This window comes from Thiorhodococcus mannitoliphagus (assembly GCF_010915725.1).
Classification (GTDB): Bacteria; Pseudomonadota; Gammaproteobacteria; order Chromatiales; family Chromatiaceae; genus Thiorhodococcus; species Thiorhodococcus mannitoliphagus.
On record NZ_JAAIJR010000062.1, the window covers coordinates 17,764 to 32,186 of the forward strand.

Consider the following 14,423-nt stretch of genomic DNA (forward strand, 5'->3'; position numbering starts at 1 on the left):
ACCCGCTACAAGACGGCCAAGACAGCCTTCGATCGGCAGGCTAGGCAGCGCCCAAGCCCCTGTCAAGGCTGGTCGAGCGTGCGACCCAGACTTCGTCTGCGCCAACGCTGAATGGGCTCTGTCGCGCGCGCCTGAGGTTCCCCTGCTGGACCACGACTCAGAGATCCTCCGGCATCTGGGGAGCGAAGGCGGTTGGACTCAGCCCACTGAGGATCCAAATGGCGACCATCAGATAGGCGATCCTCGGCACCCAGGTCGCCAAGGCGTCCTGGAGCCCTTCGAGATCATCGCCCGTCATGGCCGCAATGCGCGTCAGCATATCGCCGAGCGAGCCGGAAACCTCGCCGGCGGCGAGCAGTCGGGTCGAGCGGCTATCCATCAGAGGGCAGGTATCGAATGCACGATGCAGCGGCTTTCCTGCCTCCACTGCGACGCGCAGACGATCAAACACCGCTCGCGCCTGCTGATTGGGGACGGTTCCCGCCGCGATCGCGAGCGCCTTCAGCGCCGGAACGCCAGACTCGATCAGCAAGGCCAGTGTATCCAGATAGATCGAGCGATTGCGGAGGGTCTCAAGCCGACCGAGACCGGGCAGATCCAGCGCCAGTGCTTGCAGCGACCGCCCAATCCGGGCCGACTTGAGTGTCCGCCAGAGGCGCGGGGCCAGAAAAACGGCCGACGCGACCAACACGACCGGACCGAGCGCGGCAGCCAGGTAGCCCAGAAGATCCAGTTCGCCCAGAAAGAAGGCTTGAAAGGGGCGCACGAAGGCCGCCACGAGGAGGACCAAGGCCGGAAGCATCAGCTTGCCGCGCATCTGGCGTCGCCTGAGATCCGCCTTATTGTGGCGCTCGGCAAGACGGCGATAGGCCTGCTCGATCCTCCCGGCGACGGACGCGGCCTGAAGGATCTCGGCGTCGACCCGATCGAAAAGCCCCGTGTGCTTGCCGATCGTGCCTAGGCTGCGGCCACGACCGGCCAATGCGGCGGCGGTCTCCAACGGCTTGCGATCAGCCGCAGACGCCGTTTGAGCCAGCGCGCGAAAGGTCTGCTGCGGCGACACCCCGGCGTGCTCCATGGCTGCAAGCTGTGTGAAGATGTCGGCCTTGATACGATGATTCATCAGGATCCTGTGCGGCAGGCTCTCAACTGCGGAATTCCAGTGGCTCGGCGTCGGGTCTTTGCTCAGTCGCAAGTCGCCCGCCTGAGCCGCAAGATACCCTCAGCGCCCAGCCGAATAGAAGCCCAATATGCAACCCAGCCGAGTCTCTGAGTCCGCCGCCCCGGCACGCCGGATCGGCCGATCATGGCGGCGCGCCGCCCTGCGGGTTCTGCTCGGCGCGGCACTGCTCGCCAGCACAGCCGTCGCCGGCCTCTTGCTCTGGATCGGCGCCAGCCTGCCGCCGCTCGATGGCGAGGAGAGGGTTGCAGGCCCAACGGCTGAGGTCGTCCTCGAGCGAGACAGGCACGGCCGGGTGACGATCAGGGCGGACTCCGAGGCCGACGCCGCCTTGGGTATTGGCTATGCGCACGGCCAAGACCGTTTCTTTCAGATGGACCTCTTGAGGCGCGTCGGCGCCGGGACCTTGGCCGCGCTCATCGGACCCAGCGGACTGCCGGCCGATGAGGGTGCGCGACGCCATGACCTACCCGGGACGGCTCGGACCGCCCTGGAGCAGGCGACCAAGGCCGAGCGGATCATCCTCGACGCCTATGCCAAGGGCGTGAATGCCGGCCTGGCAAGCCTCCGGGCGCGACCTTGGGAATACATCCTGCTGCGTCAACGGCCGGAGCCCTGGCTCCCGCGCGACAGCTATGCCGTCGGGCTGGCGATGTTCCGCGACCTGCAGGACGGGCGCAACAGGCGCGAGCGCGTCCTCGACGCCGTCTCCCGGGCCCTGACTCCAGACGTTTTCAAACTCCTGACGACCTCCCCAGGTCCCTGGGAAGCCCCCGTCGAGGGCGAAGCCGGCGCTTGGCCGCAGGTGCGTATTGCGGAACGGGGGGCAAGGCGCCAAGACAGCGAAGACCAAGCGCATGCCGTCATCCAGAGCGCTTCCGTCCACCTCGACTCAGCCTACGTCGGCAGCAATGCCTTTGCAGTCGCCGGCAGCCTGACACCGCATGGCAGGGCGATCCTGGCCAATGACATGCACCTCGGACTCCAGGTGCCCACCACCTGGTATCCCATCCGCATCCTGCGTGCGGGAGAACGACCGCTTGACGCCGTCGGTGTGTCGCTCCCCGGGGCCCCAGCGCTGATCGTCGGGAGCAATGGCCACATCGCTTGGGGCCTGACCAACAGCTATGGCGACTGGCTCGACCACGTGGTCCTGGAGATGGATCCGGATGACGAGGCGCGCTACCGCACCCCGGACGGCTGGAAGCGGCTGAGACAGCGGCAAGAGCGCATTGAGGTCGCCGGCGGCGAGCCCATCTCCTTCGCGATCACTGAGTCGATTTGGGGGCCAGTTGTGGCCCAGGATCATCTAGGCCGGCCGCTCGCGCTGCGCTGGGTCGCCCAGGAGCCGGATGCCTTGAATCTCCGTCTGTTGGAACTGGCCGAGGCGACAAGTGTCGAGCAGGCGCTCGATCTGGCCCCACAGATCGGGGTGCCCGCACAAAACCTCATCGTCGCAGGCGCGGATGGTTCGGTCGGCTGGACGCTGATGGGGCGCATCCCCCACCGGCTCGGGTTGAATGGACCACAGCCACGCAGCTGGGCGGACGCTGCGACCGGCTGGCATGGTTGGCTCGACGCCGTCCCGCGAATCGACCCAGGGGAGCGGCGCCGACTCTGGACGGCCAACGCGCGTGTCGTCGACCTCGCTGAGCAGGGCCTGATCGGCGACGGTGGCTACGCGCTCGGCGCGCGAGCAAGGCGCATTCGGGATCTGCTCGATGCCCGAGACCAGCATGACGAGCACACCCTCTTTCGGATCCAGCTCGACACCAAGTCCGAACTCATGGCCTTGTGGTACGAGCGGCTTCGAGCACTCGTCGAAACCGACCCCATGCTGCCAGAGCGGAACCGACTGCTGAGTCTCTTGGAAGACTGGACCGGCGAGGCCGCGACCCATTCCGTCGCCTACCGCCTGGCGCACGACTGGCGCACCAAGGTCAGTCGAAGGCTTTTGTATGCACTGGGGACCGCAGTCCCCGAGTTCTCGGATCCGCTTGCGATGACCCAACTCCCCCGCACCGAGGTCGCTGTATGGGCGATCCTCAATGCGCGGCCGGAGTGGATTCCTCCTGGCTACAGGGATTGGCCCGAGTTCGAGCGCGCCTGCCTCGAGCAGGTGCTGGCCGCTTGGGGGGAGCCCAGTCAATGGGCGTCCCGCACCTGGGGCAAGCGCAACACCACGGCGATCACGCACCCCCTGTCCCAGGCGCTCCCGCACTGGCTCGGCCGCGCCATCGACCTGCCACCCAGGGAGGTTCCTGGCGACGCCTACGTGCCACGGGTTGCAACCCCGAGTTTCGGCGCCTCGGAGCGACTGGTGGTCGCGCCAGGAGCGGAGTCGGAGGGCATCCTGCAACTGCCCGGCGGGCCGAACGCGCATCCCTTCGCGCCGATGCGGCTAAGAGATTATGATGCTTGGGTGGCGGGCGTACCTGTCCCCTTGCTACCCGGGCCGCCTGCGCACCGGCGTCGACTGGTCCCGGCCGACGGACCCTAAGAGATCCCGAGATTGGAGCTGACAAACACCCGCGCCCAGACAGGAGCGCTGTTCCATTTCTTTCGCGGCGAAGCGCCACCATCTCTCCGGGTTAGACAACTGTACCCGACCGCGCCCCATGGAAAGGCCAGAGATTGCGATGCCGTGGTCGACGCCTTGACCGCCAGGGTTTTCCCCAGCTATCCGCCCTGATTCGGCATCAGCCGATCTTGGAGAAACACCTTGACACTCGAGCCCCATAGAACCGACACCGAAGATCAGCACCCCTCGGCACGACCCATCCTCGTGCTCTATGCGCACCCGTCACCAGATCGCTCCGAGGTCAACCGACACCTCGCGGAGGCTGCAACGTCGATTCCAGGGGTCAACCTCGTGGACCTCTATGGCGAATATCCCGACTACGGCATCGACGTGGACCGCGAGCAGGCGCGTCTGCTCGCGCACGAGGTCATCGTCTTTCTGCACCCCCTCTACTGGTACTCGACGCCTGCCATTCTCAAAGAGTGGCAGGACCTCGTGCTGGAGCATGGCTTCGCCTATGGAACCGAAGGAACGGCCCTCCATGGCAAGGTCTTCTTCAGCGCGCTCACGGCTGGAGGGCCTGAACTCGCCTATCGGGCCGAGGGCTTTCATCACTTCAGTATCCGCGAGCTGCTCAACCCGCTCGAGCAGTCCGCTCACCTCTGCGGCATGGTCTACTTGCCGCCTTTCGCGCTCTTCAGCGCCCGGACAGCCGTCGAGGAGGGCCGGCTCGACGCACACATCCTGGAATGGGTCGATCTCCTCAAGGCATTGAGAGACGATCGCCTCGACATCAGTCGCGCCCAGCAGCTCCCAAAGCTCAACGGCGAGCTGTCAGCGCTGATCCGACAGGAGTAACGCATGGACGGCATGCTCTTTCGGCTCTTCGTCTATCTCTGCGCGGCCGTCATCGCCGTGCCCATCGCCAAACGATTGGGGCTAGGCTCGGTCCTCGGCTATTTGATCGCGGGCATCGTCATCGGGCCATTGCTGGGCCTGGTCGGAAGCGAAACCTCGGAGATTCAGCATTTCGCCGAACTCGGCGTCGTCATGATGCTCTTTCTCATCGGCCTGGAGCTGGACCCGAGCACCCTCTGGGCCATGCGGACACGCCTCCTCGGCATGGGCGGGCTGCAGGTCGCCCTCTCCGCCGCGCTCATCGCGCTCGCGGCCTTGGCGCTTGGTACCGACTGGCGACTGGCCTTGGCCGTGGGGCTCATCTTCTCGCTGTCCTCAACGGCCATCGTGATGCAGACCCTGACCGAGAAGGGGCTGAGCGGCACTCAGGGCGGGCGCTCGAGCTTCTCCGTGTTGCTCTTTCAGGACATCGCCCTGGTCCCCTTGCTCGCCCTGCTGCCACTGCTGGCCAGTCCGGAACTCCTGCTGATCGACGCCGATGCCTTGGTGCACGCGCCTCAGGCTGCTGGGTCCGAGACCCTGGCTCACGCCGCAGAGATGAGCCTGGTAGCCGGATTGCCCGGCTGGGCGCACGGGCTCGTGGTGCTGGGCGCCATCGCATCCGTGCTGCTCGGCGGACACTTTCTCTCGCGCCCATTGCTGCGCTTCGTCGCCGAGTCCAGGCTGCGCGAGATCTTTACCGCCGCAGTCTTGCTCTTGGTCGTCGCCATCGCCCTACTCATGACCCTGGTGGACCTCTCGCCCGCGCTCGGCACCTTCATCGCCGGGGTCATCCTGGCCAACAGCGAGTTTCGCCACGAGCTGGAATCCGACATCGAGCCCTTCAAGGGCCTGCTGCTCGGACTCTTCTTCATCACCGTGGGGGCCGGGATCGACTTCGAGATCCTCTTCGGCGACTTCGCGACCGTGCTGGGCCTCACGATCGGGGTCATTCTGCTGAAGGGGTGCGTCCTCTTCGGTCTGGCTCGGCTCTTCCGCCTGAAGACCATGGACCGCTGGCTCTTCACCCTGGGGCTCGCGCAGGCGGGCGAGTTCGGCTTCGTCCTGCTCAACTTCAGCATGAGCAACAGCGTCATCGCCATGGAGGACGCCAAGCTCCTCTCCCTGGTCGTCGCCCTCTCGATGCTGCTGACACCGGCCCTCTTCGTCATCTACGACCGTTTGATCCTGCCGCACAAATCGCGCGCCGAGCCGGCGGATGCGGACGAGATCGACGAGCAAGGCCCGGTCATCATCGCCGGCATCGGGCGCTTCGGTCAGATCGTGAATCGCCTGCTGATCGCCAGTGGGATCCGCACCGTGGTGCTGGACCACGAGGCGTCACAGATCGAGACTCAGCACAGATTCGGCATCAAGAGCTTTTTCGGCGACGCGACGCGGCCGGACCTGCTGAGGGCCGCTGGAATCGAAGAGGCGCAGCTGCTGATCGTCGCCATCGACGACCGCGACCGCGCGGTGCAACTCGTCGAGTACGTCAAGCGGCGCTATCCCTCGGTCAAGGTGCTCGCACGCGCATTCGACGTGAATCACCTCTACTTGCTGCGCAAGGCTGGGGCGGATGTCGCGCTCAGGGAGGTCTTTGACGCCTCGCTGCGCTTGAGCGCGGAGGCACTGAAGCAACTGGGGATGCATGCCTTCAAGGTCGAGAAGATGGCGCGTGCCTTTCGGCGACACGACGAGGCGGGACTGGATCAGCTCTACGAGCTGTGGGACGAGCACCCGGACGTGGCCAAGAACCGCGCCCTACTCGCGCGAGCACGCGAACACCGGGAGACACTGGCTGTACTCATGGAGACAGACAGACTCCAGTTGCACGATCGAACGGAGCGCGGCTGGACGCCGCCGCCGAAGGGGGCGCAAGCGTCCTCGAAATGACCAAGGATCATGCAGACGAATCACATGGGAGGGTGGTCAGCCTAGTGCTTCGCTGCGCAAGTTCAGAGACAGTTGCCTCCTCGTTGTCTTTGTCGTAATCGTGATCGCGGTCTCGACATGGCGAATATTCGATTACGACAACGACAACGACAACGACCTGAGACGGTCTCGGGACTTTCGCACAGTTGCACTAGGGATCTAACGCCAACGGCCAAACGCAAAACGCGGACATTGCCAGAGACCTGGCAATGTCCGCGTTCAAAACGGCGGGAAGCTGACAGCGAGTGGCTGCCAGCGACCGGCCTGCTTACCAGCGCGAACCGCCGCCGCCACCACCACGCGAAGGACGCTCGCCACGGGGCTTGGCTTGGTTGACACGCAGAGGACGACCCTTCAGCGGGGTTTCATTCAGTGCCTTGATCGCTGCATCGGCTTCGGAGTTGTTCGGCATCTCGACGAAGCCAAAACCCTTTGAATCACCAGTGAACTTATCGGTGATCAGATTGGCGCTCTCGACCTGGCCATAGGCTGCAAATGCTTCGCGTAGATCATCCTGGGTCACGGCGTAAGCCAGGTTGCCAACATAGATATTCATCAGTCTCTTATTCTCTCAAGGGGCTGCGCATCAAAAAAGAGGCCTTCAACCAACCGATGCGCGCTTCGGCTGAAGGGATTGCGGATTGGCCTGGGCCAAGCCCGCAAGTTTCGTCAGGCGGAGTAGCCAGCATTCACTCGCCAGCACCCAGCATCAAAATTTCAAGCGACTGTCGGCTTCTCGGGCCTATACACCATTCTACTCGTGGAGAGCAGGATCGTGCGTCCGGAAACATACCTAATACTTAGAAAGCGTCCATCAACAACTTCCCCCCTTTCGCAAAGGGGGGCTAGGGGGGATTTCGGGCGGCATCGCTCGCATCGGGAAACAATTGATGGACACTTGCTTAGACACAGTTTTCCACCGCTTTCAGCTGACGGCGCTTCTGGCGTCACACGCTCGCCCGAGGTCTGGATCGACCGCCGCCGGGCGTGCGTGAGCGCGGGCGGGGGTGCGGCTTCGCATCCCTGCCGCCGGAGTCGCGGCCTTCTGTTCGAGGGCGTGCGTGGTGCTTGCGCGCCGCCGGCGCCTGCCGCCCACGGTCTTGCTCGGCCTCGCTAGCCTCTCCGGCAGCTGTCGCCGGCAAGTCCGAGAAGCCTGCGATACGCTTGCTCTCGATGCGCCGACCGAGCAGACGCTCGATGCCGGCAAGCAAACCGCGCTCGTCCGGGCTGACCAGGGAGACGGCTGTCCCGTCCGCGCCCGCGCGACCAGTGCGGCCGATACGGTGGACGTAGTCCTCGGCGACATTGGGCAGTTCGAAGTTCACCACGTGCGGCAAGCGGTCGATGTCCAGCCCGCGAGCCGCAATGTCGGTCGCGACAAGGGTTCGGACCGCGCCGCTCTTGAAGTCGGCAAGCGCCCGCGTGCGCGCCCCTTGGCTCTTGTTGCCGTGGATGGCCGCCGCCGTGATACCGTCCCGCTCGAGCTGCTGCGCAAGACGGTTGGCGCCATGCTTGGTGCGGGTGAACACCAGGACCTGGTCCCAGCCGCCCGTCCGAATGAGGTGCGAGAGCAAGGCGCGCTTGTGCTCGCGTGCAATCGGGTGCGACAGCTGCGAAACCGTCTCTGCCGCGGTATTGCGGCGCGCCACCTCGATGCGCTGCGGATTCCGCAGCAGGCCGGTTGCGAGTTGTTCGATCTCACGGGAATAGGTCGCGGAGAAGAGCAGGTTCTGACGCTCGTCGGGGAGCAGGCGGAGCACACGCCGAATATCGTGGATGAACCCCATGTCCAACATGCGATCCGCTTCGTCCAAGACGAAGAACTCGATCTTGGAGAGATCCAGATTGCCTTGGCCGACGTGATCCAATAGCCGGCCTGGGGTCGCGACAAGGATGTCAACACCGCGACGCAGCTGGTTCGTCTGCGGCCCCATGCCAACGCCGCCAAAGATTTGCATGGCGCGTAACGGCAGGTGCTGGCCGTAGGTGCGCACGCTCTCACCAACCTGCGCGGCAAGCTCTCGTGTCGGGGTCAGGACCAGCGCACGCGGCAAACGACCAGGCGCCTTGGACTGGCTCAGGCGTTGCAGCATGGGTAGCGTGAAGGCGGCCGTCTTGCCTGTACCCGTCTGGGCGCCGGCGAGCACGTCGCGACCTGAGAGCACGGCTGGAATGGATTGGGTTTGAATGGGGGTGGGCTGGGTGTAGCCCTGCGCCTCGACAGCGCGAAGCAATTCGGCCGACAGGCCGAGTTCAGCAAAGGACATAAATGCTCCTGGGTCGGCCTACCCAGGATTTTGCTGGGCCGGTCTAGGCAGTATGAGGGGAAGTATCGTAACGGGTGAGCCTGTAGAGGAGAGATCAACCGAGAGACGGGGCGCGCCGACCGGATGGCGCTTAATTTGACGGCCAAAGATACGCGAATGCTTCCGAAATGCAAAGCGAAATCGCCGACAGGGCTCACAGATTCATCTCAAGGCGCGCTCAGCAGGCACCAAGAGGGCGGAAGGCCAAGGCATTAGCGAAAGACAGCGAGCAATGCCGGGATGCTCGGCGCATCATGTCAAGACCATGCGAATCCTAATCATCGAAGACGATCCCTTGCTCGGCCCGGCACTCAAGACCGGGCTCGCCCAGGACGGCTATGCCGCCGACTGGGTTGGCACCGCCGCGCTCGCGGAGCATGCCCTGCGTGTTGAGCACTTCGACGTTGCGATCCTGGACCTCGGCTTGCCTGGTCGGGATGGACTCTCCCTCCTGCGTGACCTGCGCGCCCAGTACGTCGAGCTGCCCGTGCTCATCCTCACGGCGCGGGATACGGTGGCCGACAAGGTCGCCGGATTGGATGCCGGGGCGGACGACTATTTGGTCAAGCCCTTCGATTTGGATGAACTCACGGCCCGCATCCGCGCCTTGTCTCGGCGCAGCTCCGGTCATGCGGCAGCGCTCCTGCATGCTGGCACCTTGGCGCTCGATACGCGCGATCACCGTGCGACACTCGCGGGCAGCGTCCTGGAACTCTCGCCCAAGGAATACGGTCTTCTGGAGACACTGATCGCGCACGCCGACCATGTGGTCCCGAGGGCTCGTCTAATGGCCGCGAGCTACGGCTGGGAAGACGGCCTGGAGAGCAATGCGCTGGAGGTGCACATCCACAATTTACGCAACAAGCTCGGCAAGACGCGCATCCTGACCGTGCGCGGCGTGGGATACAAGCTGATCTCGGAGCCCGGCGAATGAGATCGATCAGGCACCGGCTGCTGCTCTCCCTGTTCGTCGTCTGGGCGACCATCTGGATTGCCGTCGCCGCCGTGTCTCTGGACCGCTCCGAGCACGAAGTCGGCGAGCTGATGGACGCCCAGCTCGCCCAGACCGCCCACGTCCTTCTGCAAATCACCCTCGCGGGCAATCTCCCAGACGCGGCCGGTACACCACAGGCGCTATCGCCCATCGGCCATCCCTACGAGTCCATGATCAGCTTTCAGCTGTGGCGACAAGGCAAGCTCATCAGTACCTTTGGAGCCGCTCCAGCCGAGCCGCTCGCGCATGCGTCAGGTTTCTCCGATCACCGGATTGCCGACACAGCGTGGCGCGTCTTCGGGCTCCCGACCGGAACGTCAGACGAGATCATTTTCGTCGCCCAGAGCTATGCGATCCGCCATGAGCTGATCCAATACCTCACGCTCCATGCACTGCGCCCGATTCTCTGGTCCATGCCGCTCGCCGTTCTGCTGATCTGGCTCGCGATCACCGACGGGCTGCGCCCGCTCAGGCGCTTGACGAGTCAGGTCACGCATCGCTCCGCCGAGCAGCTCAACCCCATGGACCCGGGCCGCATGCCCGTCGAGATCCGGCCATTGACGTTGGCGCTGAACGGGCTGATGAAACGCCTTGATCGCGCCTTGGCGGCGGAGCGCCATTTCGCCGCTGACGCCTCGCATGAACTGCGCACACCCTTCGCCATCATTCGCGCGCATGCGCAGATCGCGCGTCGCAGCAAGTGCCCTGAAGAGCGCGATCACGCCTTGGATCTCCTGCTTCAGGGGATCGATCGGGCGAGCAACTTGATCTCACAGCTCCTCGTCCTCTCGCGCCTGCATCATAGAGAGGGTGACAGCGGAGCAGAAAGCTGCTCGCTCACAGCCGTGGCTGCCGAGACGATCGACGACAAATCGGCCATGGCCTCTGCTCGAGGCGTGGCACTGACCTACAAGAGTCCGTCGGACGATCCCGTTCTGGTGGATATTCCACCGGCGCCGCTGGGCGTCCTGATTGCCAACCTGCTGGACAACGCTGTCAAGTTCACGCCCGCCGGCGGACAGGTCAGGGTCACCATCGCGGCACGGCGCGAGCATGTCCTTCTCGGTGTCGAGGACTCTGGACCTGGAATCTCGGTCGAGGACCGCGCGCGCGTCTTCGACCGTTTCTACCGCTCGGCCGGGCAGGCCGAGCCTGGTGCCGGACTCGGCTTGTCGATCGTCCGCCGCATCTGCGACATCTACGACGCGGACATCGAGCTGCTGGAGGCCGAGACCAGCTTGGCAGGGCTGCTCGTCGAGGTCAGATTCCGACGGACGGCCTAATCCAGCCCGCCTCAGCTCCCGCGCTCGCAGACATCTATCCCCGTCCGCTCAAGCACTCAAGACCCAACCTCACTCCAAATTTGACCATTTTCTTAAGGTTTTTTTAAGGAGGCAGGGGTTAGTGTCCCAGGTTGGCGAGCCCCGTCGCGGCTCGCACATTGCCGCGCTGAAATCGATCGAGCAAGAACTCGCGAGCACGGCAAGCGCAAGGAGCCCCTGCGCACCGAATGATCGACTGGAGGATACAGATGACCGCAACCGAAGACCGCCGCATCCCGGGCGCACCGCCTACGGGACCGAGCCGAGCCATTGGGCGGCTCTGCGTGACCCTTGCCGCCCTGACAACGGCCATATTGATGACGCCATGCCTGGTCAGTGCCGACGACGATGATCATGACCGCGATGGACGGAGCGCCCAGCTCAGCATCGACCGCGCGTCCTGGGACCGTGAGGAGCGGCGCTTGAGCGCGCGTGGCTCCGGCAGTTCCAGATCGCGTGTCACCCTGGTCAATGCCTATGACACCGCACAGCGTCTCGGCAGCGACGAGCCCGAGGGCCGCGACGGCTCCTGGTCGATTCGTGACGAGCGCCCAGGCCCCGTACCCTGTCGCGTGCGCGCCATCCGGTCCGACGGCCAAACAGCCGAGCGCGACGTCTATCGCGCACCCTCGGACTGTGCGCCCAAGGCGCCAGGGGACGGCGACAATCAAGCCCCCACGGCGCGTGCCAACGGCCCCTACAGCGGCACACCAGGCACGGCGATCAACTTCAGCAGCGCCGACTCCACCGATCCGGACGGCCGCATCGTCAGCTATGCCTGGGACTTCGGCGACGGCGAGACCAGCGCTGATGCCAATCCAAGCCATACCTACGGGGCGATCGGTCGCTACCAGGTGACCTTGACCGTCACCGACAACGGCGGCGCGACCTCGAGTCCCTCGACCACCACGGCAAGCATCGCCGACACGCCCGTCGTCGGCTGCACCTCATCCATCTCCGAGCACTGCAACATCACCGAGTACAGCAGCCCGGCGACCTGCGTCGCCTGCCACGAGGACGAGGCGCGCGACATGCACGGCTCGGTGCACTATCAGCAAGGCGGTGCCGCTGACTTCGTCACCAATATCGATGTCCCAGGCGACTTCAGCGCCGCTGGCGAGCGGCCAGCAAAGGCCGCCGGCGATCTGGTCGCCACGGGCATCAACACCTACTGCGGCACGCACGAGAACTCGCCGCGCTTCACCTGCGCCGGCTGTCATGTCGGCAATGGTCGCTTCCCCATGGCGCAGTCGCTGTTCGAGCAGCTCGACCCTGCTTCCGCCGAGGCGCATGCCCAGCTCGCCAATATCGACTGTCTGACCTGCCACCAGGAACTCTACAAACGCTTCCCAGATTGGACCGCGAGCGGCCTGGGCTTCTCGGATTTCTCGCTGCTGAACATGACCGAAGACGGCACGGGCAGCCTCATCCGGGACGACGGCGCCGAGCTGCTGCGTAGCGGCTTCTCCGGTATCCCGAACGTCGACCCAGTCACGCTCGACTTCCAGTTCCTGCCGGCCGGTAGCGACACCCTTCCGGCCGAGGTGCCGATGACCCCCATGTCCATCACCACCCTGCAAGCGGCCCAGAACGTCCATGCCACCACGCGCATGTCTTGCCTCAGTTGTCACGCCGGTGCCGGCGGCGGCGACGGGACCAAGCGCGGCGACATGGCCAAAGCGAACGCGAACCCCAGCGTCACGCTCGATATGCACATGAGCCCGCAAGGCGCGGATCTGACTTGCTCGGATTGCCACAACGCCGTTGGCAACAATGGCGAGGGGCACCGGATGCGCGGCCGTGGCCTCGATCTCAGGCCCAATGACGTGGCAGAACGCTTCACCTGTGAGACGGGCGGCTGCCATGACGATCGCCCGCACGACGACTTCAGCAACACAGATGGCGCCAGCCGCGACAAGCACGCCATGAAGGTCGCCTGCCAGACCTGTCACATCCCCGCTTACGCCAAGGCCAGCGTCGGCACCGAAGTCGCGCGTGACTGGCAGGATCCGCACCCCTCCGCGGCGGCCTGCAACGGGCGCGGCGGCTGGCTGCCGCGCGAGGACAAGGGCGGTCTCGGCGCGGAATCGCTGATCCCGACCTATGCCTGGTTCGACGGGACGAGCGAGGTGCTCTACCTGGAAGAGTCCTTGGATGATGTGCCGACGGTCCCGCTGGACGCGGGCATTGCGGCGAGCTTCGCCGGCAACTTCAACGCGGGCGATCCGACTTACGTTCTGGGTCAGCCCAACGGTGACGTCCTCAGTCCGGCGGCCAAGCTCTATCCGATGAAGCCGCACTGGAGCAAGCTGGCCCGCAACGATCTGGAGAACAAGGTGGTCGGCCACTCGACCTTCGAGTTCTTCCGTACCGGCAGCTTCTGCCGCGCCGTGGCGGTCGGTCTCGGTCTGGACGCACCCAACGCCGCGACCAGCAGCGTCTGCAGCGGCATCCCCGGTGCTCTGGAGATGCCACCCAACATCTCGATCATCCCCGTGTTCACCTACCAGACGCTCAATCACGGCGTCGAGCCCGAGGACAATGCCTTGGGCGGCGATTCACGCGGTTGCGGCTCCTGCCACGGGGCCCTCTCAGGAGGTCCACGACAGCTCGACCTCGCGGGGCTCGGGTACGGGCTCAGGACAGATCCGAGCGTGGTCAGCGGGTCGCGCACCACCAACCTGAACGGCAATCTGGACGCCATCTGCACCCAATGCCACGAAAACGAGCGCGAGGACCGTGATTTCAGAGGGGTACATGAGCGCCATGTGGAGAAAGAGGGCAAGGACTGCGCCGCTTGCCACAACTTCTCGCGTCCCGAGCGCGGGCTCTCACTGAGTCGCGGGGAGAGGGACTAGCCCGCCGCCGACCTGCGGCGCCCCAGGCTCCGCAGGTCGGCCGCAAAGATTGACCCTCATTGAGCAGTCAGCCTCAAGCGGCACGAAGGTTGATGCCTATCCGGGGCCTCATGCAGAGGAGGCCCGCATTTCCTGAATTTCGAGCAAGTTCATTCCATGCCTATCCGGTTGGCACAGGGACGCTCGACATGGAGTGAACTGGCCATGTTGCCGTATGCCGCAGAAAATCGAACTTGTGTGAAAGCCATTGTAAATTCAGGTATTGCGCCCTCCCTCAGCCCGGCCTCGATCATCGTCTGGTCCAAGCGCACGACCGGTGGGAGCGGCGCCCCCCCCCGCCCGGGGCGCCCTAGCCGGGGGGGCGCCGGCCCCCCGCGCGTTTGCGTTGAGGGATAACCGGGTGGGCTGAA

At 64.8% G+C, this 14,423-nt stretch carries 9 protein-coding genes; 6 read left to right on the forward strand and 3 right to left on the reverse strand.

All coding sequences use genetic code 11. From position 1 onward, the window contains the following. Positions 1-157: 157 nt before the first annotated feature. The gene (locus G3480_RS15180; RefSeq protein WP_164654731.1) at positions 158-1,123 is read right to left on the reverse strand and encodes a type II secretion system F family protein; all 966 of its coding nucleotides are present in this window, start codon (positions 1,121-1,123) and stop codon (positions 158-160) included. A gap of 127 nt (positions 1,124-1,250) precedes the next feature. On the opposite strand from G3480_RS15180, the gene G3480_RS15185 reads away from it, so the two are divergent. The 3 genes from G3480_RS15185 (at position 1,251) to G3480_RS15195 (ending at position 6,494) form a co-directional block, all read left to right on the forward strand. Further along, entirely contained in the window at positions 1,251-3,680 is a 2,430-nt protein-coding gene (locus G3480_RS15185) for a penicillin acylase family protein (RefSeq protein ID WP_164654732.1), read from the forward strand. A gap of 222 nt (positions 3,681-3,902) precedes the next feature. Next, positions 3,903-4,559 (forward strand): NAD(P)H-dependent oxidoreductase, encoded by a 657-nt coding sequence (locus G3480_RS15190; protein ID WP_164654733.1) that lies wholly within the window; start codon positions 3,903-3,905, stop codon positions 4,557-4,559. 3 nt (positions 4,560-4,562) lie between these two features. Next, positions 4,563-6,494, forward strand: coding sequence for a monovalent cation:proton antiporter-2 (CPA2) family protein (locus G3480_RS15195; protein WP_164654734.1), 1,932 nt, complete (start codon positions 4,563-4,565; stop codon positions 6,492-6,494). Positions 6,495-6,801: 307 nt separating this feature from the next. Here G3480_RS15195 and G3480_RS15200 read toward each other — a convergent pair whose 3' ends face one another. Both G3480_RS15200 and G3480_RS15205 read right to left on the reverse strand, forming a co-directional pair. Then, positions 6,802-7,089 carry an RNA recognition motif domain-containing protein gene (locus tag G3480_RS15200; RefSeq protein ID WP_164654735.1) on the reverse strand — a complete coding sequence of 96 codons (288 nt, stop codon included), beginning with the start codon at positions 7,087-7,089 and terminating at the stop codon, positions 6,802-6,804. 391 nt (positions 7,090-7,480) lie between these two features. After that, positions 7,481-8,800: a DEAD/DEAH box helicase gene (locus G3480_RS15205; RefSeq protein ID WP_164654736.1), complete on the reverse strand. Its 1,320-nt coding sequence runs from the start codon at positions 8,798-8,800 to the stop codon at positions 7,481-7,483. Between the two features lie 304 nt (positions 8,801-9,104). On the opposite strand from G3480_RS15205, the gene G3480_RS15210 reads away from it, so the two are divergent. The 3 genes from G3480_RS15210 to G3480_RS15220 all read left to right on the forward strand — a co-directional run bounded on the left by G3480_RS15210 (position 9,105) and on the right by G3480_RS15220 (position 14,013). Continuing rightward, positions 9,105-9,773, forward strand: a complete 669-nt coding sequence (locus tag G3480_RS15210) for a response regulator (RefSeq protein ID WP_164654737.1) — start codon at positions 9,105-9,107, stop codon at positions 9,771-9,773. Continuing rightward, positions 9,770-11,116, forward strand: a complete 1,347-nt coding sequence (locus G3480_RS15215) for an ATP-binding protein (protein WP_164654738.1) — start codon at positions 9,770-9,772, stop codon at positions 11,114-11,116. Before G3480_RS15210 ends, G3480_RS15215 begins: the two co-directional genes overlap by 4 nt. Before the next feature lie 248 nt (positions 11,117-11,364). After that, entirely contained in the window at positions 11,365-14,013 is a 2,649-nt protein-coding gene (locus G3480_RS15220) for a PKD domain-containing protein (protein ID WP_164654739.1), read from the forward strand. Positions 14,014-14,423: the final 410 nt, after the last annotated feature.